Raw genomic sequence first — 23,567 nt, forward strand, 5'->3', positions numbered from 1 at the left:
CGCCGCGCTTGTCGGCGGCTCGATCGATCGGTCGCGGCGGTGCGGCGCGACCGGCCCGTTCATGCAATCACGGCGGAGATGAACTCGCGCGTACGCGCGTGCGTCGGCGCGGACAGCACCTGGTCGGGCGGTCCGCTCTCGACGATCCGGCCGCCGTCCATGAACACGACGCGGTCGGCCACCTCGCGCGCGAACCCGAGCTCGTGCGTGACGACGATCATCGTCATCCCGCTCTTCGCGAGATCGCGCATCACGGCCAGCACTTCACCGACGAGTTCGGGGTCGAGCGCCGATGTCGGTTCGTCGAACAGGATCAGCTGCGGATGCATCGCGAGCGCCCGGGCGATCGCGACGCGCTGCTGCTGGCCGCCCGACAGCTCGATCGGAAACGCGTCGCACTTGTGCGCGAGCCCGACGCGCGCGAGCAGCGCGCGCGCTTCCTCCTCGGCTTGCGCGCGGCGGCGCTTGAGCACCTGCACGGGGCCTTCGATCACGTTCTCGAGCGCGGTCTTGTGCGGAAACAGGTTGAAGCGCTGGAACACCATGCTCGTCGCCAGCCGCTGGCGTGCGACCTGTCGCTCCGACAGCTCGTGGAGCCGGTCGCCGGCGCGGCGGTAGCCGGCCAGTTCGCCGTTGACCCACAGCGCGCCGGCGCTGATCGTCTCGAGCTGGTTGATGCAGCGCAGGAACGTGCTCTTGCCCGAGCCCGACGGCCCGATGATGCACAGGACTTCGCCGGGCGCGACGTCGAGCGTGATGCCGTGCAGTGCCTGGAAATCACCGTACGACTTGCGTACGTCGACGGCGCGAACGACCGCGTTCGTCATGGCGTTCTCCCGAAGGTTGAGGGTCGTGTCGTTCATTTGCGGCCCGCCGCCCTGCCCGCGCCGCGCGCGAAACGCCGTTCGACGCGCGCCTGCGCGAGCGACAGCACGGTGACGACCGCGAGATACCAGATGCCCGCGACGATCAGCAGCTCGATCACGCGGGCGTTCGCGTAATAGATGTTCTGCGCGTTGTGCAGCATCTCCGCGTACTGCACGACGCTCGCCAGCGACGTCAGCTTGACCATGCCGATCAGCTCGTTGCCGATCGGCGGCACGATCACGCGCATCGCCTGCGGCAGGATGATCCGGCGCAGCGCCTGCAGGCGCGCCATGCCGATCGATTTCGCGGCCTCGTACTGGCCCGTGTCGACCGACAGCAGCCCTGCCCGCACGACTTCCGACGTATAGGCCCCCTGGTTGATGCCGAGCCCGAGCACCGCCGCGAGGAACGGCGTCATCACGTCGACGGTCCGGTATTCGGCGATACCCGGGATGCCGAGCGTCGGAAACACCAGTGCGAGGTTGAACCACAGCAGCAGTTGCAGGATCACCGGCGTGCCGCGGAACAGCCAGATGTAACCCTGCGCGATCGCATTGAGCACCGGGTTCGACGACAGCCGCATCACCGCGGTGACGACACCGAGCACGACGCCGAGCGTCATCGCGAGGACGGTCATCACGATCGTGTTGGCGAGCCCCGTCAGGATCGAGCGCGCGGTCAGGAATTGGCCGACGACGCGCCATTCGATCTGTCCGCGCGCGAACGCGACCGCCACATAGGCAAGCGCGGCAATGATCGCGATCGACGCGACATAGCGGCCCCAGTAGCGCCGCCGCACGCGAACGAGCCCGGCGGTGCCGTCCGCCGCGCGCGCGGCCGGCTCCGGTGCGCCGTCGAGGCGGCTCGAATCGGATGCGCTCAGCATGACGGCCCCCGGTAGGCGGCGGCCCACGCGGCCTGGCGCTCGATCGCGTCGTTCAGGCGGCCGATCTGCTCGCGCACGCGCGCGGGCGACGTGCCGCCCGCACCGCCGCGGGCCGCGACGGCCGCGTCCAGCGTCAGATGCGCGCGCACCTCGGGTGCGAGGCGCGTGTCGACGGCCTGCAGCTGTTCCGCGCTCGCGTCGGCCAGCTCGACGCCGTCGCGCTCGCACGCGCGCACGAGCGTGCCGGTGATCTCGTGTGCTTCGCTGAACGGCACACCCGTCAGCGCCAGCCAGTCCGCGACCTCGGTTGCGAGCGTGAAGCCGAGCGGCGCCTGGCGACGCATCTCGTCGACGTTCACGCGCATCGTGCGGATCATTCCCGCCATCGCGGGCAGCACGAGTTCGAGCGTGTCGATCGAATCGAACGCCGCGATCTTGTCCTCCGCGAGATCGCGGTTGTATGCGAGCGGCAACGACTTCAACGTCGCGAGCAGGCCCGTCAGGTTGCCGATCAGGCGTCCTGCCTTGCCGCGCGTGAGTTCCGCGATGTCCGGGTTCTTCTTCTGCGGCATGATCGAGCTGCCCGTCGCGTAGCCGTCATCGAGTTCCACCCAGCGGAATTGCCGCGACGTCCACAGGATCACTTCTTCCGACAGGCGGGACAGGTTCACGGCCAGCATGCTCGTGACGAACACGAATTCGGCGACGTGATCGCGCGCGGCCACCGCGTCGATCGAGTTCTCGCACGGCGCGTCGTAGCCGAGCTCCCGCGCGGACAGCTCGGGCCGCACGCAGATCGCCGAGCCCGCGAGCGCGGCCGCGCCGAGCGGCGAACGCGCGGTGCGGCGGTCCCAGTCGACCAGGCGGTCGGCGTCGCGATACAGCGACTGCGCGTGCGCAAGCAGCTGATGACCGAACACGATCGGCTGCGCGGGCTGCAGGTGGGTGAATCCGGCGGTCACCGTGTCGACGTGCCGGCTCGCCTGGCCGACCAGCGCATCCTGCAGGTCGAGCACGCCGCGCACGAGCTGGCGTGCCTTGTCACGCAGGTACAGGCGCAGGTCGTTCGCCGCCTGGTCGTTGCGCGAGCGCCCGGCGCGCAGCTTGCCGCCCAGCGCGGGCAGCCGCTGCGTGAGCACGCGCTCGAGGAAGGTGTGCACGTCCTCGTCGGCGAGCGACGGCGCGATCGCACCGGCCGCGTAGTCGCGCGCGATGCCGTCCATGGCGGTCAGCAACTGCGCGAGTTCGTCGTCATTCACGATGCCGGCGCGATTCAACTCGCGTGCATGGGCGCGGGAGCCCGCGAGATCGTACGGCACGAGGCGGAAGAAACTCGGATCGGAGCGCGACAGGTTCAGCAGCGCGTCGGACGGTTTCGACTGGAAGCGTCCGCCCCACAGGCGCTCGATCGGTTCGGTAAGGCTCATTGCGGTCGACCTCGACTCGGTTGGATTGTCCCCACTGTAGGCATTCAATTTTTTTTGTTGTAGCGAGAAATTGAATCCGCTTAAATGCAATTTTTCTCAGCACCGTCGCCTCGGACGCGACCGCCGATGCGCAATCGCCTGCCCCCGCTGAACCCGCTTCGCGCGTTCGAGGCCGCCGCCCGGCGCGGCAGCGTGTCGGCTGCCGCCGACGAACTGCACGTGACCGCGAGCGCGGTCAGCCACCAGATCCGGATTCTCGAGAGCACGCTCGGCGTCGCGCTATTCATCAGATCAAAGGCGCGCGTGAAGCTCACGCCCGAAGGCGAGGCCTTGCTGGAGCCGGTCGGCGCCGCGTTCGACATGATCGCGAACGCCACCGTCAGGCTCGATTCGCCGGCGGCCGCCGGCGATCTCGTCGTGTCGACGCCGCTGTCGCTGACGTCGCGCTGGCTTGCCCGGCACATCGGCGATTTCCTCGAGCGCTATCCGGGAATCCACCTGAAGGTGATTCCGTCGAACGACGATCGCGAGACCTACTCGACCGACGTCGACGTATGCATTCGGTACGGGGAAGGCAACTGGCGGAACCGGAGCGTCGAGCTGCTCGCGCATCCGGCGCTGTTCCCGGTCGTGAGCCCGGCATTGATGAACGGGCCCGACGCCATCCGCAAGGTGCAGGATCTCGCGGGACGCACGCTGTTCTGCGAGCACGCGGGTTCGTGGATGCGCTGGCTGGCGGAAGCGAACGCGGACAAGCTGCCGGGCATCCGCATCCTGGAAATCGGCAATGCGCACATCGGCGTCGAAGCCGCGGTGCACGGGCAAGGCGTCGCGCTCGGCGACAGCCTCTCCGTGCGCGACGACCTGATCGACGGCACGCTCGTGCGGCCGTTCAGCGCGACGGTGCCGTCTCGTCACGCCTACTATCTGGTCACGCGTCACGAACTGGCCGATTCGCCGCTCGTGACCGCGTTCACGACGTGGCTGCGCGCCCGCCTGGCGTGACGCGCGTGCGCGCGGCAGGTGGCGGGCTCAGGTAACGAGACTCGCCAGGTCGTCCCACACCATCACGATGTTGTGCGATCGCCAGACCGGCCCGGCATCGACATACTCGCCTGCCAAGCGGCCGTTCAGCGACGCGTAAAAGGCGATCGCGGCGTCGTTGCCCTTGACGACACTCAACGCCGCGCCCCGATACCGCATGTGGTTCAGATGCGTAGCGAGTTGCGCGAGCAGCGCGCGACCGATGCCGCGACGCTTGAATGCGGGGTCGACATACAGGAACTTGATCTCGCCACGGTCGCCGAAGATCGGCTCCGACGGCGCGCCGGCCGCCCCGATTCCGACGATCCTGCCGTCGGTTTCCGCCACGAGCACCCGTTGGTCACCGTCGCGCGATGCGAGCTTTTCCCGCCATTTCCTGCCGCGATAGTGCTCGTCGAGGACGGCATGCGCTTGCGCCGGTGCGAGCGCGCGATAGGTATGCCGCCAGACCTTGACGTGAAAATCGGCGATCGCCTGCGCATCGTCGACGTTGGCGGACCTGATGGCTATTCCGGACATGGAAGACTCTCTCGGGCGGCTTGGCACGCGCGGGCACGGTGCATACGCCGGGGATTGTCGACGATCCGGGCGACGATGTCAGCACTCCGCAGGCGGCGCGGATCAGCGCGCAACGGCTTCGGTGTGGCGGACGCTGCCCAGAAACCGTGTCAACTCCACCGTCTGCGGCCGCTCGAAGATGTCTTCCGCCGTGCCGCTCTCCCACACCCTGCCCTGATGCATGAACACGATCCGGTCGCTCACCGCACGCGCGAAGTTCATCTCGTGCGTGACCATGATCAGCGTCATGTCCTCGCGCGCGAGCTGCTCGACGACGCCCAGCACCTCGCCGACGAGCTCGGGATCGAGCGCGGACGTGATTTCGTCGCACAGCAGCACGCTCGGCTTCATCGCGAGCGCGCGGGCGATCGCGACGCGCTGCTGCTGGCCGCCCGACAGCTGTTCCGGAAAGGCGTCGAACTTGTCGCCGAGGCCGACGCGCTCGAGCATCAGCTCCGCGATCGCGCGCGCCTGCTGGCGGTGCGCCTTCTTCACGACCGACTGCGCGAGCATCACGTTTTGCCCGGCGCTCAGGTGCGGAAACAGGTTGTATTGCTGGAACACCATCCCGACCTTGAGCCGCAGCGCACGCAGGTCGGCGTGCCGTGCATCGACACGTTCGCCGTCGATCGAGATGGTGCCCGCGTCGATGCTCTCGAGCCCGTTGAGCGTGCGCAGCAGCGTGCTCTTGCCCGAGCCGCTGCGGCCGATGATCGATACGACCTGCCCGCGCTCGACGGAGAAATCGATGCCCTTGAGCACATGATGGGGGCCGAAGTTCTTTTCGAGACCACGGGTTTCAACGAGCGGCATGCCATCTCCTTTGCAACGTGCGCGCGTAACGGGTAAGCGGATAACACAGTACGAAATAGATCAGCGCGACGAGCCCGTACACGACGAACGGCCGGAACGTCGCGTTCGAGATCGCGATGCCGACCTTCGTCAGCTCGGTGAACCCGATGATCGACACCAGCGCCGTATCCTTCACGGCCTGCACGCCGAAGCCGACGGTCGGCGCGATCGCGATGCGCGCGGCCTGCGGCAGGATCACGTGCCGCAGCTGCTCGACGTAGCTCATCGCGAGGCTCGAGGACGCCTCCCACTGCCCTTTCGGCACCGCCTCGACACAGCCGCGCCAGATTTCGGCGAGATACGCGCTGGTGAAGAACGTGAGCCCGGCCGTGGCCGCGACCCACGGAGGAACGTCGAGACCGACGAGCGGCAGGCCGAAGAACACGATGAACAGCTGCATCAGCAACGGGGTGCCCTGGAATACCTCGATATAGAGCTTCGCGCAGCCGCGCAGCAGCGTCGAGTTCGATACGCGCATCACGAGCAGCCCGAGGCCGACGAGGCCGCCGGACAGGAACGACACGATCGACAGCACGATCGTCCAGCGCGCGGCCAGCAGCAGGTTCGCGAGAATCTGCCCGAACGTGAAATCGGTCATCGCGCACCTCGCACGCGACGGGAGAACAGGCGGCGCCCCATCGAGCCGAGCGTCGCACGCAGCAGCAGCGCCATCGCCAGATACGCGAGCGTGATGACGAAATACGTCTCGAATGCGCGGAAGTTGCGCGACTGAATGTAGCCCGCCGCATAGGTCAGGTCGGCCACCGAGATCTGCGACACGACCGCCGACCCGAGCATCGTGATCACGATCTGGCTCGAGAGCGCCGGAAACACCTTGGCGAGCGCCTGCGGCAGCACGACGTGGCGCAGCATCTGCGCGCGCGACATCGCCAGCGCGGATGCCGCTTCCAGATGCCCTTTCGGCACGGCGGCGACGCCCGCGCGCACGATCTCGACCGAGTACGCGCCGAGATTGAGCGTCATCGCGAGAATCGCGGCCGTGTATTCGCCGATGTGCACGCCGAGTGCCGGCAAGCCGAAAAAGAGGAAGAACAGCTGGACGACGAATGGCGTATTGCGGATCGCCTCGACGTACGCGCCGATCAGCGGGCGCAGCCGCACGGCCGCGCGCGCGTCGGCGCTGTACGCGGCCGCGCCGAGCACGCCGAGCGCCACGCCGAGTACGGTCGCGACCGAGGTCAGCGCGAGCGTGATCGCCGCGCCGCTCGCGAACACGCTGGCGTAATCGGCGAGCTCGCCGAATTGAAGCTGGTAGCTCATGGGAAGGGGGTAGATTCGGGTTCGGGCAACGACACGCGCCGCGCCGGGCAGGCCGGCCGCGGCGGCGTGTCAGGCGACACGGCGATCCGTCACAGTCCGGCCGGCAACGGCTGGCCGAGCCACTTCCTCGACATTGCGCCCAGCGTGCCGTCCTGCTTCGCATGCGCGATCGTGTCGTCGATCTTCGCGAGCAGGCGCGGTTCGTTCTTGTTGACGCCGACGAAGCACGGCGAATTCTTGATCACGAACTTGACCTCGGGCCGGCGCGGCGGATTCTTCGCGAGAATCGCCGCCGCGACGATGTTGCCGGCGGCGATCAGCTGCACTTGTCCCGACAGGAATGCCTGGATCGTCGCGTTGTTGTCCTCGAAGCGCTTGATCGTCGCGTTCGGCGCCAGTTGCGACAGCGCGATCTCCTCGAGCGCGCCACGCGTGGCGCCGACGGTCTTGCCGGTCAGGTCGGCGGGCGTGCCCACCTTCACGTCGGCCGGCCCGAACACGCCCTGGAAATACGGTGCGTACGCGGTCGAGAAGTCGATGACCTTCTCGCGCTCCGGCGTCTTGCCGAGCGACGAGATCACCATGTCGACCTTGTTGGTCGTCAGGTACGGAATCCGGTTCGCACTGTTCACGGGCACCAGCTTCAGCTTCACGCCGAGCGATTTGGCGAGCAGTTCGGCCATGTCGATGTCATAGCCCTGCGGCTGCATGTCCGTACCGACCGAGCCGAACGGCGGATAGTCTTCAGGCACCGCGACGCGCAGCGCGCCGTTTTTCGCGATGGTATCGAGCGCGTCGGCATGCGCCGGTGCAGCAGCGAACAGCGCCATCACGGGTGCTGCAATCAGCGCAGCCAGCCAGGTGCGTCGGGGGAACGGTCGGATCGTCGGGCTCACGGTGAATCTTCCTTGTCTGGTATGTCGTCGGGCAGCGCGCAACGTTGCGCGGCCTCGGCAACTCCAGCAAAAACCGGGCCATTGCCGTGCAAGGCCTGTCGCAGCGGCACTTGACGGAAATGTCGGCGAACTGCATTCCTCATTTCGGTGCATGAGCCGGCGCCGGCCGCAGCGGTTGCCCATTCGCGGCGCGCGCCGGCGCACCAAATTACCTGACCGATCGTCACCACGAACCGAAGGCGGGCGGGCGCAGCGCATCGATCCAGGACGCGCGGGGTGTCGGATGCAAAGACGAACCGGGAGGTGGCGCTCGCGCGATGCACGACGTCGCGAACCGGCGCTGTTCGCGTGCTCGCGCCGTGCAGGTTGCCCGCTTGGCGGATCCATTCGCCACTGTCGGCGAACCGTGGTCAGCGTGCTAGGCAGGCTGCGTTGCGCCGTCCGCATCTGTCGCGGACCGGTTGGTGGCGCACATTTCCTGTTCGAGAAGGGACTTCGCCGCTTGCCATGCGCGCCCGGCAGACGCGGAATCGTTGAACGCCCGCGCGTCGACCGTCGCACCGTCGAGCAGCATCATGTAGACGCCGGCCAGCCGTTTTGCCGTTTCGGGCACCACGAGCGGCTCGAGCAGTTCGGCGATCCATTCGACCATTGTGCGGCGGTAGCGGATCGCGACGTCGGAGATCGGCGCATAAGCGGTCCCGAATTCGGCCAACGCGCGCTCGAACAGGCAGCCGGCAAATTCCGGCGTATTGAACCAGGCCTCATACCAGTCGAAGATCGTCTTGACGCGCTCGACCGGGTCGCGCACGTGCTGCAGTTGCGCGTCGATGCTGCCGACGATCAGGTCGTAACGCTGAACCAGCACTTCGCGGATGAGTTCGTCCTTGCTCGGAAAATGCCGATAGAGCGTCATTCGGGCAACGCCGGAATCGTCGATGATCCAGTCGACACCGACAGGATGGAAACCGTGCCTGGAGAACAGTTCGGTCGCTTTGTCTACCACCTGCTGGCGTTTGTTGGCTCTCACGACCGGGTCCTCCTCCTCGAGGCTTCATACCGTGTAGACCGATTATTCTAACATTGTCCCGTCCACTTACGCCTGCCCTTCCGGCTCGCCTGAAAAAGGAACCGACACACCTCCCCTCATCCGGCAAACTGAATTGCAAGTTGCCTTGACTATTGGATAGACCGATATGTATCATTTGAACCGAGAAAATAAGGATCGATATTTTCTGCTGTTGCATTGATGTGGCAATGCCGAAAAGAGAGCCTGAGAGAGACTTGGCTGTGTGCCGACGTTGACGAATTGCATTCGCCTCGCCGTGCACCACGCCGAGTGCGCGCTCGCGGGGTGGGATAGCGCGAAGCAGTACGGCGCAAACGACACGTGGGGAAAGCAAAAATGGTTCGCCGTTTACTGGCGCGGGGGCTGCTGTTGCTGCTGGCCGCGTGCGCGCAGGATCCGTCCATTACCAGCAAAACGGTCCGGATCTGCGATGACACGGGTTGTTCCGATCGCCCTAAAGATCAGGTCTCCTATCAAAAAAGGCGCGATTCGGACGACCACGAAGATCCGCGCATCGTGTCGCTGAAGCAGGCCGCGAAGACCCAGCCGAAGGCCGCCTACGACCTCGGCCTGCGTTATTTCCGCGGCGACGGCGTGCGCCAGGACAGCTATCAGGCACTCAAGTGGATGCGCGACGCCGCCGAGCGCGGCGACCTGAACGCGCAGAAGGCGCTCGGAAGTTTCTACCTGTTCGGCCTCGAGGAGATGGGCTCGGATTCGCGCGAAGCGGACAAGTGGCTGTCGATCGCGGCGGGCCGCGGCGACAAGGAATCGAAAAAGCTGCTCGAACTCGCCCGCAAGGCGAAGCAGGAAGACGAGGACGACTGGAAATGGCGCACGCAATGGCGTGACGTCTATTACGGCTACTGGTACTCGGGCTATCCGTACTACGGCGTCTGGCAGCAGACGTACTGGTACTACTGACCGGGCCGAAAGCAACGGGGGCCGCCGCGGGGAGACCACCATCGCGCGCCACGCCGGGGGGCTTATCGACGTTCGCACGAACACATAAGCCGAACAACGACTCTATCGATCGATAACGACATGAAGACCAACCTTTCCCAACGTCTCACTCGAGATGCGCTGGTTTCAGCGCTTTGCGCGTCCGTCGCCGGCTGCGGCGGCATGGTGACGCCCGGCGGCCAGAACGCCGGCGTGACCGGTGCCGCCGCGGGCGGCACGAGCGCCGGTGCCGATTCGCAACTGCAGCGCTGTGCGTCGCCGCTCGGCACGATCGCCGTCGACGACGGCCGCAACGCCGACTGGTGGGGCCCGTTCGGCAGTGCGACCAAGGTGACGAGCATCGATCCGCTGCTGCGGCTGGCCGTGCAGCAGTCGAACTGCTTCGTGATCACGTCGCTCGGCAACCAGAAGACCGACGCGCGCCTGTCGCGCATCACGCAGTTGCAGCGCAACTCGGGCGAATACCGCGCGGGCTCGAAGCAGCAGAGAGGCCAGCGCGTCGCGGCCGACTACTACATGGAACCGCAGATCGTGATCAACGATTCGCCGATCGGCGGCATCGGCAGCATGATCGGCGGGCTGATCGGCAACGGCGCGGTCGCGGCGGTGGCCGGCCATCTGCAGACGAAGGCGTCGGTCGTGACGCTGACGCTGTTCGACGTGCGCTCGTCCGTGCAGATCGCGGCGGCCGAAGGCAGCTCGACGGCGACCAACTACGGCGCGGCGCTGGGCGGCCTGGGCGGCGGCGTGGGCGGCGGCCTGGCCGGTTTCTCGACGACGCCGGAAGGCAAGGCGACGGTCGTCGCGTTCATCGACGCGTGGAACAAGATGGTCGTCGCGCTGCGCAGCTACAAGGCGCAAGACGTCAAGGGCGGCCTCGGCCGCGGCGGCCAGTTGCAGGTCAACTGACGTCCCCGGCCCGGTGGTGCTTGCCACCGGCCGATTTCCGGTACATGACTTGTCCGCGCGTACCGGCTCCGTTCGTCCTTTTCGTTTCGAGGTGATCCTGATGAAAGCCGCTACATTGATTGCACTGACCTGTCTGGCGCTGACCGCTTGCGGCGGCGGCGACGACAATGCCTCGCCCGCCGCATCCGGCGGCGGGACGAGCGACAACGGCGGCAGCGGTGGCGCCGGCGGTAGCGGCAGCGGAGGGACCGGTGGCTCGGGCGGCAGCACGCTGACGTGGCGCTACGATGCGCAGACGCCCGCGGCCGACGGCCCGGGCTTCCTGACGCTCCTCAACAGCGAGGGCGCGAAGGGCTACCGCTATCTCGGCGACTACTACTATGACGCGGCCAGCGGCGGCACGCGCTCGATCTTCGTGAACGACGGCACCGCCCAGACCTACACGTATCAACTGCAATCGCCGCCGGCCGACTGGGCAGGCTTCCTCGGCCAGGCCAACGGCCAGGGCGCGAACGGCTATCGCTACGAAGGACCGTACGGTTACGGTTATCTCTATCGCAAGGACGGCGGTTCGTCGGCGACCTACACGTACACGACGACGGGCCTGCCGGCCGATCCGAACGCATTCCTCACGCAGGCAAATGCGCAGGGCCAGTCGGGCTACTGGTTCTTCAGCGCGATGGTCGTCGGATCGGTGCAGGCGAACGTCTACATGAAGAACAACGCGTCGAACGCGACCTATACGTACGATGCGCTGACCCCGGCGGCGAGCATCAACGACTTCATCGCGCAGTCCAACAGCGAAGGTGCGAAGGGCTATCGCGCGAAGGGCGGGCAAGTGTTCGGCAGCACGATGTCGTGGATCTACGTGAAGGACCAGATGCAGTCGTCGACCTTCACGTACCAGTCGGCCGCGACTCAGTCGACCGGCGCGAACTTCGTGCAGCAGGCGAACGATTACGGCGCGCAGGGCAATGCGTATCTCGGTGAACTGGCGTTCAGCGCGCCGCCGCCGGCGGCGATGCAGCAGGCGCCTTTCTATTTCAAGGCCGGAAACTGCACGGGTTTCCTGTGCACGACGCTGAATCCGCTCACGCAGAACTGAGCGGACGCTGCCGACCCGGCGCGCATCGCGCGGGCCGGCCCTTGCCGGGTGTTCCGCGCGGGTCGAACCGCGTACCTCGGATGCGCCGCCCCGGCCTGCCGGAGCGACAGCAGGCTCCGCTCAAGCTGAAGGCAATGCCAGCTTCGCCTCGCGGCTGCATTCGGCCTGAAAGACACGGGCCGGCCCGGCACCGCGTATGCGCGCACCTGCGTTGACCGTCATGTCGCCGATGCCAGGGAGTCAGACCGACACCGGTCACGTGACACGCACGCCGAACCCCGTTCCGTTCAGCCCGTCGACGTATGCGAAATGCCCGCCAACACTGGCTGGGAGAACTGCATGCGCTGACGGCATACGGGCCCGCCGCGCTGGTCGGCCTGCACGTCCTCGGCGCGCTGGCGCACCGTCTGATCCATACGAAGAACATTCTTCCGCGCATCCTCCCATGGCCGACGCGTTCAGGCCGGCATCGGGGTCAGGCCGACGATATCGGGTGAAGCGGGAAACATGGCGCGCTGTAACGGGCGCGTTGCGGCCTCGTGGCTGCAAGGACGGCGGCAAACATCGGACCAGCGGCCGGCCAGCGTTTCGTCGCTCGAAGCGGCCGCCGGACGAACACACAGCGCTGTCCGTTGATCCTCATCAACGCCGCGGCGTTCGCGCGCTTTGACGGCGAACCGTGCATGACCAATATGGAGGTATCGAAACCGGGTTGCGTGCTTGCAGTCGCAGCGAGCCGCAAGCCGCAAGCCGCGGGTTGTTCCGTTCCCGCCGTGGAGTTTGAAATGCCGTTGCTCGGGCCGCGTAGCGCAGTAGCCGTCATCCTCCAGGAACACGTGCAGTTGTCCGTCGTTATCGACGGCATGCGACGCTTCGTCCATCTGCTTGTTGCCGGTGCCCCCGTTCCGGGCCTCATCGTGTTTCGGGCGATGCTTTACTATATTCGGGAATACCCGCAGCAGATACATCATCCCAAAGAGGATCGCTACCTGTTCAGGCCATTGCGGGAGCGAACCAGCGAGTTCGACAGCGTCCTTGATGAACTCGAGGCTCAGCACGATCAAGGCGACATGAAGTTGAGAAATCTCGAGCATGCGCTGACCCGGTATGAGTTGAAGGGGGCCTCCGCACTTCACACGCTGGGCGCGCTGATGGACGATTATGCGGAGTTCCATGCGGACCATCGGTGCCTGGAAGAAACACTGATCTTGCCGGCCGCCAAACGTCTGTTGACGACGGATGACTGGGCCGAGATCGATGCCGCCTTTGCAGCGAATCGCGACCCGTTCGACGGCGAGAAACCGGAAGAGGATCTGGAAAGACTGTTCTCGATGATCGTCCATGCCATCCCGGATCACGAAGCCAGCTAGCCTCGTTCGGTTGCATCGGTCGATGGACGGCCGGTCATGTCGTGCGTGTTCCATTCCCGAAGACTTCGATCCGGCGAAGCAAACGCACTGACCCAGGCACGGTTTCCAGGCAGCCACCGGCTGATTCCTCATCCTCCCCCGTTGCACCGCGATGACGAACGCGCTTGACGAAGGTCAAGCCGGTAAAAGCCGGACGGGCGAAAAATCGCCGTACGGACGATCGCCGGTTGCCATCGGGAGGCATTCATGAGCACCCGCACCTCACCCCGCCAGGCAGTTCTCGCTCCCCAACGGGTACTGATCGCCATCGACGGCTCGATCGCATCCGATCACGCCCTCGCGTATGCCAGAAGCTTCGTGCCGTCGAATGCATCGGTCCACATCGTGAGCGTTGCCGACAATCCGCGCACACTCGTCCCGCGCGGATCGAAATCGATGGCGTTTCTCGAATCGGCGCGCGACGAATTGCTGACAGATGCCGCCGACGCCCTGTCGCGCGCCAAAAGCGCCATGCAGCGCGACGACATCGCCGTCGACACGGAAGTCATCGACCTGTCCACGCATGGCGCAGATATCGTGCATGTGCTGGCCGACAGTGCGCAAGCGTGGCAAGCCGAACTCCTGATCGTCGGCGCACGTCAGCATCATGGCTTGCTCGGATGGATCGAAGGAACGGTTTCCGGCCCGCTCGGCAAACTCGTCGGCTGCCCGCTGCTCATCGTTCCCGAGGGGTTTGCGCCGGTTGCCGAACACCTGCCGCGGCGCATGCTGTTTGCTGTCGACGGCAGTCCGGTTGCGTTCCACGCGTTGCGAACCGGATTGACGTTCGCGAGGCCCACCACCGAATTGCGTGCGATATACGTCCTCGATCGCCCGGTGTCGTTGGGTGATTTCGTCCCGGTCGAGACGCTGGAAGCGGCATTGATCGGCGAAGGCAATCAAGCGCTGCAAAAAGCCATGACCCTGCTCGATGGCGTGGCCGGACAAGCGCAATCGGAACTGATCCGAACGGATCGAAAAGGCGCGGACGTTTCGCACATCATCGCGCGCGACGCCATCGACTGGAATGCGGACATGATCGTCATGGGCACCCATGGACGGCGAGGTGCGGCGGGCTGGGTGGTTGGCAGCGTGGCCGCACGCGTTGCGCGGATCACGAAAACGCCGCTTCTTCTCGTAAACGCACGTCGCGCGTGACGCGTTTCGTTGTCGCGCCTCCGTTCCCACCGCGTGGAACAGCGCCTCCTCCTGCGCGCAATGCAGGCGCACGATGGCTTCGAGCCCGTACAGCACACGCTGCATCGCCTGCACCTGCATGACGTCCGGCCCGTCGTGCGGCGTGTCCGCGACCCTCCAACGGCACGCCGCCCGCCAGCGCCCAGACCATGCCGCCGACGAAACTGTCGCCGGCACCGACCGTGCTGCATACCGCGGCCGGCCTGCCGTCACGACGCGTCGCGACCGCCCGGCGCACGCTCCGGCACGCGCGTCAAGCGAGGGACCGCTCGAAACGTATTCCCGCGCGAGTGACGCAGATCAAGGGGAAACCCGGTAATCGTCGGATATAAACGAGTCCGAAGCGGCGACGCCCCCGAGGCGGCGCCATCCAGCATTCCCGTATTCGACGAGGCACCTCCATGCGCGCTGCCGCGCCTCCCGTTCGCTTTCACCCTGCCGTCGCGCGACGCCTGCGTGCCGTTGCGCTGGCCGCGGGCATGGGGCTGCTGTCGGGATGCGTGTCGCTCGCGCCACCGGACGAGCGTCCCGCCGCACCGATTCCCGCATCCTTTCCGGATCCGTCCGCCGACGCGACACCGGCGGCGCAAGTGCCCGAGTGGCAGGCCTATTTCGTCGACGCGCGCCTTCGCGCGCTGATCGGGCAGGCGCTCGCCAATAATCGGGATCTGCGCGCGGCGGTCGCGCGCGTCGAGCAGGCGCGTGCCGTCCACGGCATCCGCCGTGCCGATCAATGGCCGACGATCGGCGCGGGCGCGGCCTATGCGCGGTTTCGCACGCCGGGCGGCTTGCTCTCGCCGGCGCCGGTCATCGGCCAGGTCTACGAAGTCCAGCTGGCCGAAACGCAGTGGGAGCTCGATTTCTGGGGCCGCGTGCGCAGCCTGAAGGACGCGGCGCTCCAGCGCTACCTCGCGAGCGACGCGGCCCGCCAGGCAGTGATACTGAGCGTCGTCACCGGGGTAGCGGACGCCTATCTGACCCTGTGCGAGATCGACGAACGCATCGCGCTGACCCGCGCGACGGTCGACACGCGGCGCGAGTCGCTGCGGATTTTCCGGCTGCGTCACGCGGCCGGCGCGATCTCGCGCCTCGACCTCACGCAATCGGACATTCTGCTGCAGCAGGCGGAATCGCTCGGCGTCCAGTTGCAGCAGGCCCGCGCCGCGGCGGCCGATGCACTGGCACTGCTCGTCGGTGCGCCGCCGGATGCGGCCGACACGCCGCTCGCGCTCGACGACGGCGCGGTGATGCCTTCGCTCGCCCCCGGGCTGCCGTCGTCGCTGCTGACCCGGCGTCCGGACGTGATCGCGGCGGAGCACGAACTGCAGGCAACCCGCGCGAACATCGGCGCGGCGCGTGCTGCCTTCTTCCCGCGCATCGCGTTGACGAGCTCGATCGGTTCGGGAAGCAGCGCACTGCATGCGCTGCTGTCGTCCGGGTCGGGCGTGTGGTCGGTGATTCCGAACGTCACGCTGCCGCTCGTCGATGGCGGCCGCAACCGGTCGAATCTCGCGCTCGCGCGCGCGCAACGCGACGAGGCGCTCGCCCAGTACGAGAAGACGCTGCAGCGTGCGTTCCGCGACGTGTCCGATGCGCTCGCCGCGCGCCACTGGCTCGCCGACCAGGTCGCGATCGAGCGTGCCACGCTGGCCTCGCAGGCCGAGCGGGCGCGCCTGGCGAAGCTGCGCTACGACAGCGGCGCCACCCGCTTCCTCGAAGTGCTCGATGCGCAGCGGGACCTGATGAACGCCGAGCAGCAACTGGTCATGACCCGCCGTGCGCTGCTGTCGAGCCGCGTCGCGCTGTACGGCGCGCTGGGCGGCGGGACGATCGGCACCGGCAGGACTGCCGCGGCACCGCCCCCTCTTTCGACAGACTCGGCTTCCCAACCATGAAAATCATCCAGCGCCCTCTTCTGATCGGTGTCGGTGCGGCCGTGCTCGCGATCGGCCTCGCGTACTACGGCTGGACGCGCTGGCGCGACGGACAGGCGGATGCGGGCCTCGTCAGCGGCAACGGCCGCATCGAGGCGACCGAAATCGACGTCGCGACCAAGCTGCCCGGGCGCGTCACCGCCATGCTCGTCGACGAAGGCGATTTCGTGACGGCCGGCCAGCCGCTCGCACGCATGGACGTCGTCGTCCTGCAGGCGCAGCTCGACGAAGCGCAAGCCCGGGCACAACAGGCGGTCAACACCGCGGCGAGCATCGACGCGCAGGTGGCGCAGCGCCGCAGTGACAAGGCCGCGGCCGCGGCCGTCGTCGTGCAGCGGGAAAGCGAGCTGGATGCGGCCACGCGGCGGCTCGCGCGGTCCGAGACGCTGTCGCGCGACGGTGCGTCGTCGATGCAGGAACTGGACGACGATCGCGCGCGTGCCGGCAGCCTGCGGGCGACCGTGAATGCCGCGCGGGCCCAGGTCGAAGCCGCGCAGGCCGCCATCGATGCCACGCGGGCCCAGCTCGTCGCGGCGCGTTCGGCCGTGACGGCCGCGCAGGCGACCGTTGCGCGCGTGCGGGCCGATATCGCGGACAGCGAACTGACGTCGCCGCGCGCCGGGCGCGTCCAGTATCGGATCGCCGAATCGGGCGAGGTCCTGCCGGCAGGCGGCAAGGTGCTCAACGTCGTCGACCTGTCCGACGTGTACATGACGTTCTTCCTGCCCGAAGCGGTCGTGGGCCGGGTGCCGCTCGGCGCCGACGTGCGGATCGTGCTCGATGCGGCGCCGGAATACGTGATTCCGGCACGCGTGTCCTACGTGTCGAGCACCGCGCAGTTCACGCCGAAGACGGTCGAGACGGCCACCGAGCGGCAGAAGCTGATGTTTCGCGTCAAGGCACGCATCGACCGCGATCTGTTGCAGCGCCACCTGAAACTCGTCAAGACCGGGTTGCCGGGCGTCGCGTGGCTGAAGACCGACCCGCACGCAGGCTGGCCGGATCGTCTCGCGATCCGGGTGCCGCAATGAAATCGACGACGCCTGCCGATACGGATGCCGGCTCGATCGACGGCCTGCCGGCGCCGGCCGATCCGGGCACGGTCGCCCGGCTGTCCGGCGTGTCGCTGCGCTACGGCGACAAATACGCGCTCGCCGACGTGACGCTCGAGATCCCGGCCGGCCGCATGATCGGGCTGATCGGGCCGGACGGTGTCGGCAAGTCGAGCCTGCTCGCGCTCGTTGCCGGCGCGCGTGCGATCCAGCAGGGGCGTGTATGGACGCTCGACGGCGATCTGTCGTCGCGCCGCCATCGCGCCCGCGTATGCCGGCGCGTCGCCTACATGCCGCAAGGCCTCGGCCGGAACCTGTACGCGACGCTGTCGGTCGAGGAAAACCTGCAGTTCTTCGCGAGACTGTTCGGCCACGACGCGGCGGAGCGGCGCCGCCGGATCGACGCGCTGACGCACAGCACCGGCCTGCATCCGTTCCTGGATCGCCCTGCCGGCAAACTGTCCGGCGGCATGAAGCAGAAGCTCGGCCTGTGCTGTGCGCTGATCCACGATCCCGACCTGCTGATCCTGGACGAACCGACGACCGGCGTCGACCCGCTCTCGCGCGCGCAGTTCTGGGAGCTGATCGGACGCATTCGCGCCGCGCGCCCGGCGATGAGCGTGCTGGTCGCCACCGCGTACATGGACGAGGCCCGGCGTTTCGACCGGCTGATCGCGATGGACGCCGGCCGCGTGCTGGCGACGGGCAGCCCCGGCGAACTGCTCGCCCGCACGGGTTGCGACACGCTGGAAGCCGCGTTCATCGCGTTGCTCCCGGAGGATCGCCGGCACGGACACCAGCCGGTCCGGATCGAGCCGTACCAGCCCGATCCGGGCGCCGGCTACGCGATCGAGGCCGATGCGCTGACGATGCGGTTCGGCGATTTCGTCGCGGTCGACCACGTGAGCCTGCAGATCCGCCGCGGCGAAATCTTCGGCTTTCTCGGCTCCAACGGCTGCGGCAAGTCGACGACCATGAAGATTCTCACGGGGCTGCTCCCCGCCTCCGAAGGCACCGCGACGCTGTTCGGCCGGCCGGTCGCCGCGAACGACATCGACACGCGCAGGCGCGTCGGCTACATGTCGCAGGGATTCTCGCTCTACGGCGAACTGACCGTCCGGCAGAACCTCGTGCTGCACGCGCGCCTGTTCGGCGTGGCGGAACCGGACGTACCCGCACGGGTGGCCGAAATGGTCGCGCGCTTCGGGCTCGCCGACGCACTCGACTCGCTGCCCGAGCGCCTGCCGCTCGGCATGCGGCAGCGGCTGTCCCTCGCGGTGGCGATGGTGCACAAGCCCGAGCTGCTGATCCTGGACGAGCCGACGTCGGGCGTGGACCCCGTCGCGCGGGACGACTTCTGGCGGCTGATGATCGAGCTCGCGCGCAATGATCGCGTGACCATCTTCATCTCGACGCACTTCATGAACGAGGCCGCCCGTTGCGACCGCATCTCGCTGATGCATGCGGGCCGCGTGCTCGCGAGCGCCGCGCCCGCGGAACTGGTTCGCCTGCGCGGCGCCGCCACGCTCGAGGACGCGTTCATCGGCTACCTTAGCGACGCACAACGTGCGGACGGCACGGACGGCACGCCGGCCGATGCGTCGTCCGACGCCGGCTGGCTCGCCGCGCCGCCCGCGGCGGCCGGCGCCGGCCGCGGCGCCGCATGGTTCAGCCCGGCGCGCGCCGGCAGCTATCTGTGGCGCGAAGTGCTCGAACTGCGACGCGACCCGCTGCGCGCGACGCTGGCGCTGTTCGGTTCGCTAGTCCTGATGTGCGTGATCAGCATCGGGATCAGTCTCGACGTCGACAACCTGACGTTCGCGGTACTGGATCGCGATCAGTCGATCCTGAGCCAGGACTATGCGCAGAACCTCGCCGGTTCCCGCTACTTCGTGCCGCGTGCGCCGCTCGCGGACGACCGCGACCTCGAGCGCCGCATGCGTAACGGCCGGCTGTCGCTCGCGATCGAGATCCCGCCCGGTTTCGCGCGCGACGTCGCGCGCGGCCGGCCCGTGGAAATCGGCGCGTGGGTCGACGGCGCGATGCCGATGCGTGCGGAGACGATCCGCGGCTACGTGGCCGGCATGCACGAAAACTGGCTGCGCGACCAGGCGAAGCGCCGCCTCGGCGTGTCGCTCGTCCCGGCCGTCGACATCGCGATCCGCTATCGCTACAACCCCGACGTCAAGAGCCTGCCGGCGATGATTCCGGCGATCATGCCGATGCTGCTGCTGATGCTGCCCGCGATGCTGACGGCGCTCGCCGTCGTGCGGGAACGGGAGCTCGGGTCGATCGTCAACCTGTACGTGACGCCCGTCACGCGGGCCGAATTCCTGCTCGGCAAGCAGGCGCCGTACGTGATGCTGGCGATGCTGAATTTCCTGCTGATGGTCGTGCTGGCCGACGTCGTGTTCGGCGTGCGGATCAAGGGAAGTTTCGCGACGCTGGCGGCCGCGGTGCTGATCTTCAATGTCGTGGCCACCGCCATCGGGCTGTTCGCGTCGACGTTTACCCGCAGCCAGATCGCCGCGATCTTCATGACGATCGTCGGCACGCTGATCCCCGTCGTGCAGTTCTCGGGGCTGCTCACGCCGCTGTCGTCGCTCGAGGGCAGCGGCAAGTGGATCGGCACGATCTATCCGGCCACCTACATGCTCGCGATCAGCCGCGGCGTGTACAACAAGGCGCTCGGCCCGGCCGACCTGTCGTCCCAGTTCTGGCCGATGCTTGCGGCCGTGCCGGTCATCCTGGTCATGACCGGCGTCCTGCTCCGCAAGCAGGAGCGCTGACCATGTCGCGCCTGCTCGCCATCTTCCGGCTCGGCGTCAAGGAACTCTGGAGCCTCGCTCGCGACCCGATCCTGCTCGCGCTCATCGTCTACACGTTCAGCGCGTCGATCTACGTCGCCGCCACCGCGCGTCCGGAAACGCTGCACAAGGTGCCGATCGCGATCGTCGACGAAGATGCGTCGCCGCTGTCGGCGCGCATCGCGGCGGCGTTCTTTCCGCCGCAGTTCGCGCCGCCCCCGATCGTCGACGCCGGCTCGGCCGATCGCGGCCTGGACAACGGCGACTACACGTTCTCGCTCGACATTCCGCCGGATTTCCAGCGCGACGTGCTGGCCGGCCGCCATGCGACGGTCCAGCTCAACGTCGATGCGACGCGCATGACGCAGGCGTTCACCGGCGGCGGCTACGTCCAGCAGATCGTGTCGGGCGAGATCGACGCATTCGTGCGGCGCCAGCGCGGTACGCCGTTGCCGCCCGTCGGTCTCGCGATGCGGATGCGTTTCAATCCGAATCTCGACGAAGTCTGGTTCGGCGCGCTGATGGAGCTGATCAACAACGTGACGATGCTGTCGATGATCCTCACCGGCGCCGCGCTGATTCGCGAGCGCGAGCACGGCACGATCGAGCATCTGCTCGTCATGCCGGTGACCGCCGCGGAGATCATGCTCGCGAAGGTCTGGTCGATGGGGCTCGTCGTCGCGGCCGCTGCCGTCGCGTCGCTGACGTTCGTCGTGGGCGGCGCGCTGCACGTGCCGATTCCCGGGTCCGTGCCGCTGTTCGTGGCCGGCATGGCGTTGCACCTGTTCGCGACGACGTCGATGGGGATCTATCTCGCGACGCTCGTGCGCAGCATGCCGCAGTTCGGGATGCTGCTCGTGCTCGTGCTGCTGCCGCTGCAACTGCTGTCGGGCGGGCTGACGCCGCGCGAGAGCATGCCGCTCGCCGTGCAGGACATCATGCTGGCCGCGCCGACCACCCATTTCGTCGAGCTCGCGCAACGGATCCTGTACCGGGGCGCCGGGCTCGGTGCGGTCTGGATGCAGTTCGCGGCGCTGTTCGCGATCGGCTGCGTGCTGTTCCTGCTGTCGCTGAGGCGATTCCGCAAGACGATTGGTCAGATGACTTGATTGCCCCCTCGATCACGCGAGGCCGGGATTTGTCCGTTGATACAGATCAACCGGGGCGGAGCGCGGCACGCGATCATGACGCCATGCGTTGCGCAGGCCGTGGCAGCCGCGGTTGCGGCGCAACCGTGCCGCCGGCCGCTTTCCGGGAGAACGTCATGACTCGACCGCACTACCGAAGCGTTCTTGCGACCCTCTGTGTGTTCATCGCGCTCGCGTCGCTGCTCGGCGTCGTGCACGCGATGCTGATCGACGAGCGGGTCGTCACGTACGCGCTCATGACGCTGGTTTCGGGCATCGTCGCGTTCGTCGCGCAGCCGAATCCGGCCCCCGGCGAGCGATAGCGAAACAGCCGGATTCGTCGCATTCGACCTCATGACCGGCATGCCGCGCTGCGCGCTCAAGCCGCTCGTCGACTACAGCGCGAAGCTGCGGGTGATGGCCCCGGCCGTGACGACGATCGCGAACGGCATCGGCGGCGCACCGTATCACTATCCTCCCGCCGCCGGGACCGAAGCCTGACCGTCATCAAACCGCGCGCCGCCCGGAAACCTCGGCCGGCCACGGAATCCCGCAATTCCTGATTTCGGTCAACCGTCGCGCGCGCGTTCGCGCTGTAATCGCCTTATCGTTCCGTCGACTCCGCGCGAGGCGATCCATGAAACTGACTTTTCTCGGCGCGACCGAAACCGTGACCGGCTCGAAGTATCGGGTCGAGCACGGCGGCCGGCGCGTCCTGGTCGATTGCGGCCTGTTCCAGGGTACGAAGAACCTGCGGCTGCGCAACTGGCGAGCGCTGCCGCTCGCGCCCGACACGCTGGACGCGGTCGTGCTCACACACGCGCATATCGATCACGCCGGCTATCTTCCGGTGCTGGTGCGCGAAGGATTTCGCGGGCCCGTGTACTGCACGGCGGCCACGGCCGAACTCTGCGACATCATGCTGCGCGACAGCGCGCGGCTGCAGGAAGAGGAAGCCGACTTCGCGAACCGGCACGGTTATTCGAAGCATCGTCCGGCGCAACCGCTGTACACGCTGGACGACGCGCAGCGCGCGCTGAGCCTGCTCAAGCCCGTCGCGTTCGACGAATGCACCGCGCTGGGCGGCGACCTGGCGTTCCGCCTGCTGCCGGCCGGGCATATCCTGGGCGCGGCGAGCGTCGTGATGCACTGGGATCACAAGGTGCTCGCGTTCTCCGGCGATCTCGGCCGGTATCACGATCCGATCATGCAGCCGCCGCGGCCGCCCGCGCATGCGGACTACCTGGTGGTCGAATCGACCTACGGCGACCGGCTGCACCCGACGTCGGATCCCGAGAACGAACTCGCCGCGCTGTTCGACACGACCTTCGCGCGCGGCGGGCTCGTCGTGATGCCCTGCTTCACCGTCGGCCGCGCGCAGGAAATCCTGCACTACATCGCGCGGCTGAAGGCGTCCGGCCGCATGGCGCGCGTCCCGGTGTTCCTCGACAGCCCGATGGCGACGGACGTGACCGAGATCTATCGCCACCATGTCCTCGAACACCGGCTGACCGTTTCCGAAGCGAACGCGCTCGGCCACGCGGCCACGATGATCCGGTCGGTCGAGCAGTCGAAGGCGATTGCCGAACACCATGGCCCGATGGTCATCATCGCCGGCAGCGGCATGGCAACGGGCGGGCGCGTGCTGCATCACCTGTCCCGCTATGCGCCGGATGCGCGCAACACGATCGCGCTGGTCGGCTACCAGGCCGCCGGCACGCGCGGCGCGGCGCTCGCCGCGCACGAGCCGACGCTGAAGATTCACGGCGAATACGTCCGCGTGCGTGCGCAGGTCGAGTCGATCACGACGCTCTCGGCCCATGCCGACTACGAAGAGGTGCTCAAGTGGCTCGGCACGATGCAGTGCGCGCCGGTCCGGACCTTCATCACGCATGGCGAACCCGCTGCCGCGGATGCCTTGCGCCGGCGCATCACGGAGACGCTGCATTGGCCGTGCGAGGTGCCGATCTACGAGCAATGCGCCGATCTTGACGAAGTCGAAACCGGCGGCACGCAGGAACCCGCCGCGCTGTCGTCCTGACTCACGGCGATGCAGGCGAGTCGCCGGGCGCGCGGGGGGGGGGGGGCCCCCCCCCCCCCCCCCCCCCCCACCCCCCCCCCCCCCCCCCCCCCACCAAAAAAAAAAAAAAAAAAAAAAAGGGGGTGGCGGGGGGCCCGCCGCGG

The 23,567-nt window shown here is 67.4% G+C and carries 22 protein-coding genes; 13 read left to right on the top strand and 9 right to left on the bottom strand.

Going from position 1 to position 23,567, the window contains the following annotated elements; all coding sequences use genetic code 11:
• Positions 1-59 precede the first annotated feature (59 nt).
• From DIE22_RS33515 to argH, 3 genes are read right to left on the bottom strand one after another with little or no spacing between them, the layout of a single operon-like run.
• Positions 60-863 carry an amino acid ABC transporter ATP-binding protein gene (locus DIE22_RS33515; RefSeq protein ID WP_124501862.1) on the bottom strand — a complete coding sequence of 268 codons (804 nt, stop codon included), beginning with the start codon at positions 861-863 and terminating at the stop codon, positions 60-62.
• A complete protein-coding gene (locus DIE22_RS33520; RefSeq protein ID WP_124501863.1) occupies positions 860-1,753 on the bottom strand; it encodes an amino acid ABC transporter permease in 894 nt (297 codons plus the stop codon). Before DIE22_RS33520 ends, DIE22_RS33515 begins: the two co-directional genes overlap by 4 nt.
• Positions 1,747-3,180 carry an argininosuccinate lyase gene (gene argH, locus DIE22_RS33525; RefSeq protein WP_124607082.1) on the bottom strand — a complete coding sequence of 478 codons (1,434 nt, stop codon included), beginning with the start codon at positions 3,178-3,180 and terminating at the stop codon, positions 1,747-1,749. Before argH ends, DIE22_RS33520 begins: the two co-directional genes overlap by 7 nt.
• Positions 3,181-3,306: 126 nt before the next feature.
• On the opposite strand from argH, the gene gcvA reads away from it, so the two are divergent.
• A complete protein-coding gene (gcvA, locus tag DIE22_RS33530) occupies positions 3,307-4,185 on the top strand; it encodes a transcriptional regulator GcvA (RefSeq protein ID WP_124607083.1) in 879 nt (292 codons plus the stop codon).
• 27 nt (positions 4,186-4,212) lie between these two features.
• On the opposite strand, the gene DIE22_RS33535 is transcribed toward gcvA, so the two are convergent.
• The 6 genes from DIE22_RS33535 to DIE22_RS33560 form a co-directional block, all read right to left on the bottom strand.
• Positions 4,213-4,743, bottom strand: a complete 531-nt coding sequence (locus DIE22_RS33535) for a GNAT family N-acetyltransferase (RefSeq protein WP_124607093.1) — start codon at positions 4,741-4,743, stop codon at positions 4,213-4,215.
• 102 nt (positions 4,744-4,845) lie between these two features.
• Positions 4,846-5,595 carry an amino acid ABC transporter ATP-binding protein gene (locus tag DIE22_RS33540; RefSeq protein ID WP_124607084.1) on the bottom strand — a complete coding sequence of 250 codons (750 nt, stop codon included), beginning with the start codon at positions 5,593-5,595 and terminating at the stop codon, positions 4,846-4,848.
• Positions 5,582-6,232 carry an amino acid ABC transporter permease gene (locus tag DIE22_RS33545; protein WP_124501867.1) on the bottom strand — a complete coding sequence of 217 codons (651 nt, stop codon included), beginning with the start codon at positions 6,230-6,232 and terminating at the stop codon, positions 5,582-5,584. The genes DIE22_RS33540 and DIE22_RS33545 overlap by 14 nt, the downstream gene beginning before the upstream one ends.
• A complete protein-coding gene (locus DIE22_RS33550; protein ID WP_124607085.1) occupies positions 6,229-6,915 on the bottom strand; it encodes an amino acid ABC transporter permease in 687 nt (228 codons plus the stop codon). The genes DIE22_RS33545 and DIE22_RS33550 overlap by 4 nt, the downstream gene beginning before the upstream one ends.
• A gap of 89 nt (positions 6,916-7,004) precedes the next feature.
• Complete coding sequence (locus DIE22_RS33555; protein ID WP_124607086.1) at positions 7,005-7,811, bottom strand: transporter substrate-binding domain-containing protein; 807 nt, start codon at positions 7,809-7,811, stop codon at positions 7,005-7,007.
• A gap of 418 nt (positions 7,812-8,229) precedes the next feature.
• Complete coding sequence (locus DIE22_RS33560; protein WP_124501870.1) at positions 8,230-8,841, bottom strand: TetR/AcrR family transcriptional regulator; 612 nt, start codon at positions 8,839-8,841, stop codon at positions 8,230-8,232.
• Between the two features lie 375 nt (positions 8,842-9,216).
• Here DIE22_RS33560 and DIE22_RS33565 point away from each other — a divergent pair, with 375 nt between their 5' ends.
• From DIE22_RS33565 to DIE22_RS33625, 12 genes are all read left to right on the top strand, one after another.
• Positions 9,217-9,804, top strand: coding sequence for a tetratricopeptide repeat protein (locus DIE22_RS33565; RefSeq protein ID WP_124501871.1), 588 nt, complete (start codon positions 9,217-9,219; stop codon positions 9,802-9,804).
• Positions 9,805-9,924: 120 nt separating this feature from the next.
• On the top strand, positions 9,925-10,752 hold the full coding sequence (locus tag DIE22_RS33570) for a hypothetical protein (protein ID WP_124607087.1): 828 nt from the start codon (positions 9,925-9,927) through the stop codon (positions 10,750-10,752).
• A gap of 100 nt (positions 10,753-10,852) precedes the next feature.
• A complete protein-coding gene (locus tag DIE22_RS33575) occupies positions 10,853-11,857 on the top strand; it encodes a hypothetical protein (RefSeq protein WP_124501873.1) in 1,005 nt (334 codons plus the stop codon).
• A gap of 785 nt (positions 11,858-12,642) precedes the next feature.
• Positions 12,643-13,227 (top strand): hemerythrin domain-containing protein, encoded by a 585-nt coding sequence (locus DIE22_RS33585; protein ID WP_124501884.1) that lies wholly within the window; start codon positions 12,643-12,645, stop codon positions 13,225-13,227.
• A gap of 246 nt (positions 13,228-13,473) precedes the next feature.
• Complete coding sequence (locus DIE22_RS33590; protein ID WP_124501874.1) at positions 13,474-14,424, top strand: universal stress protein; 951 nt, start codon at positions 13,474-13,476, stop codon at positions 14,422-14,424.
• 440 nt (positions 14,425-14,864) lie between these two features.
• Positions 14,865-16,358 carry an efflux transporter outer membrane subunit gene (locus tag DIE22_RS33600; protein WP_124607088.1) on the top strand — a complete coding sequence of 498 codons (1,494 nt, stop codon included), beginning with the start codon at positions 14,865-14,867 and terminating at the stop codon, positions 16,356-16,358.
• Positions 16,355-17,428: an HlyD family secretion protein gene (locus DIE22_RS33605; protein WP_124501877.1), complete on the top strand. Its 1,074-nt coding sequence runs from the start codon at positions 16,355-16,357 to the stop codon at positions 17,426-17,428. The genes DIE22_RS33600 and DIE22_RS33605 overlap by 4 nt, the downstream gene beginning before the upstream one ends.
• Complete coding sequence (gene rbbA, locus DIE22_RS33610; RefSeq protein ID WP_124607089.1) at positions 17,425-20,238, top strand: ribosome-associated ATPase/putative transporter RbbA; 2,814 nt, start codon at positions 17,425-17,427, stop codon at positions 20,236-20,238. Before DIE22_RS33605 ends, rbbA begins: the two co-directional genes overlap by 4 nt.
• A 2-nt stretch (positions 20,239-20,240) precedes the next feature.
• Positions 20,241-21,365, top strand: coding sequence for an ABC transporter permease (locus tag DIE22_RS33615; protein ID WP_124607090.1), 1,125 nt, complete (start codon positions 20,241-20,243; stop codon positions 21,363-21,365).
• A 155-nt stretch (positions 21,366-21,520) separates the two neighbouring features.
• On the top strand, positions 21,521-21,706 hold the full coding sequence (locus DIE22_RS33620) for a DUF2964 family protein (RefSeq protein ID WP_124607091.1): 186 nt from the start codon (positions 21,521-21,523) through the stop codon (positions 21,704-21,706).
• Between the two features lie 31 nt (positions 21,707-21,737).
• Positions 21,738-21,884 carry a hypothetical protein gene (locus DIE22_RS38415; protein ID WP_185640749.1) on the top strand — a complete coding sequence of 49 codons (147 nt, stop codon included), beginning with the start codon at positions 21,738-21,740 and terminating at the stop codon, positions 21,882-21,884.
• Between the two features lie 136 nt (positions 21,885-22,020).
• Positions 22,021-23,424: an MBL fold metallo-hydrolase RNA specificity domain-containing protein gene (locus DIE22_RS33625; protein WP_124607092.1), complete on the top strand. Its 1,404-nt coding sequence runs from the start codon at positions 22,021-22,023 to the stop codon at positions 23,422-23,424.
• The last annotated feature ends 143 nt before the right edge of the window (positions 23,425-23,567 follow it).

This window comes from Burkholderia sp. Bp9142 (assembly GCF_003853415.1).
Taxonomy (GTDB): Bacteria; Pseudomonadota; Gammaproteobacteria; order Burkholderiales; family Burkholderiaceae; genus Burkholderia.

Excerpts from the sequence above, each read along its gene's own strand:
- DIE22_RS33550 (WP_124607085.1), bottom strand. The coding sequence starts at position 6,915 with ATGAGCTACCAGCTTCAATTCGGCGAGCTCGCCGATTACGCCAGCGTG.
- DIE22_RS38415 (WP_185640749.1), top strand. The coding sequence starts at position 21,738 with ATGACCGGCATGCCGCGCTGCGCGCTCAAGCCGCTCGTCGACTACAGC.
- DIE22_RS33545 (WP_124501867.1), bottom strand. The coding sequence starts at position 6,232 with ATGACCGATTTCACGTTCGGGCAGATTCTCGCGAACCTGCTGCTGGCC.
- DIE22_RS33540 (WP_124607084.1), bottom strand. The coding sequence starts at position 5,595 with ATGCCGCTCGTTGAAACCCGTGGTCTCGAAAAGAACTTCGGCCCCCAT.
- gcvA (WP_124607083.1), top strand. The coding sequence starts at position 3,307 with ATGCGCAATCGCCTGCCCCCGCTGAACCCGCTTCGCGCGTTCGAGGCC.
- rbbA (WP_124607089.1), top strand. The coding sequence starts at position 17,425 with ATGAAATCGACGACGCCTGCCGATACGGATGCCGGCTCGATCGACGGC.
- DIE22_RS33515 (WP_124501862.1), bottom strand. The coding sequence starts at position 863 with ATGAACGACACGACCCTCAACCTTCGGGAGAACGCCATGACGAACGCG.
- DIE22_RS33585 (WP_124501884.1), top strand. The coding sequence starts at position 12,643 with ATGCCGTTGCTCGGGCCGCGTAGCGCAGTAGCCGTCATCCTCCAGGAA.
- argH (WP_124607082.1), bottom strand. The coding sequence starts at position 3,180 with ATGAGCCTTACCGAACCGATCGAGCGCCTGTGGGGCGGACGCTTCCAG.
- DIE22_RS33615 (WP_124607090.1), top strand. The coding sequence starts at position 20,241 with ATGTCGCGCCTGCTCGCCATCTTCCGGCTCGGCGTCAAGGAACTCTGG.
- DIE22_RS33625 (WP_124607092.1), top strand. The coding sequence starts at position 22,021 with ATGAAACTGACTTTTCTCGGCGCGACCGAAACCGTGACCGGCTCGAAG.
- DIE22_RS33535 (WP_124607093.1), bottom strand. The coding sequence starts at position 4,743 with ATGTCCGGAATAGCCATCAGGTCCGCCAACGTCGACGATGCGCAGGCG.
- DIE22_RS33565 (WP_124501871.1), top strand. The coding sequence starts at position 9,217 with ATGGTTCGCCGTTTACTGGCGCGGGGGCTGCTGTTGCTGCTGGCCGCG.
- DIE22_RS33605 (WP_124501877.1), top strand. The coding sequence starts at position 16,355 with ATGAAAATCATCCAGCGCCCTCTTCTGATCGGTGTCGGTGCGGCCGTG.
- DIE22_RS33620 (WP_124607091.1), top strand. The coding sequence starts at position 21,521 with ATGACTCGACCGCACTACCGAAGCGTTCTTGCGACCCTCTGTGTGTTC.
- DIE22_RS33570 (WP_124607087.1), top strand. The coding sequence starts at position 9,925 with ATGAAGACCAACCTTTCCCAACGTCTCACTCGAGATGCGCTGGTTTCA.
- DIE22_RS33575 (WP_124501873.1), top strand. The coding sequence starts at position 10,853 with ATGAAAGCCGCTACATTGATTGCACTGACCTGTCTGGCGCTGACCGCT.
- DIE22_RS33520 (WP_124501863.1), bottom strand. The coding sequence starts at position 1,753 with ATGCTGAGCGCATCCGATTCGAGCCGCCTCGACGGCGCACCGGAGCCG.
- DIE22_RS33600 (WP_124607088.1), top strand. The coding sequence starts at position 14,865 with ATGCGCGCTGCCGCGCCTCCCGTTCGCTTTCACCCTGCCGTCGCGCGA.
- DIE22_RS33590 (WP_124501874.1), top strand. The coding sequence starts at position 13,474 with ATGAGCACCCGCACCTCACCCCGCCAGGCAGTTCTCGCTCCCCAACGG.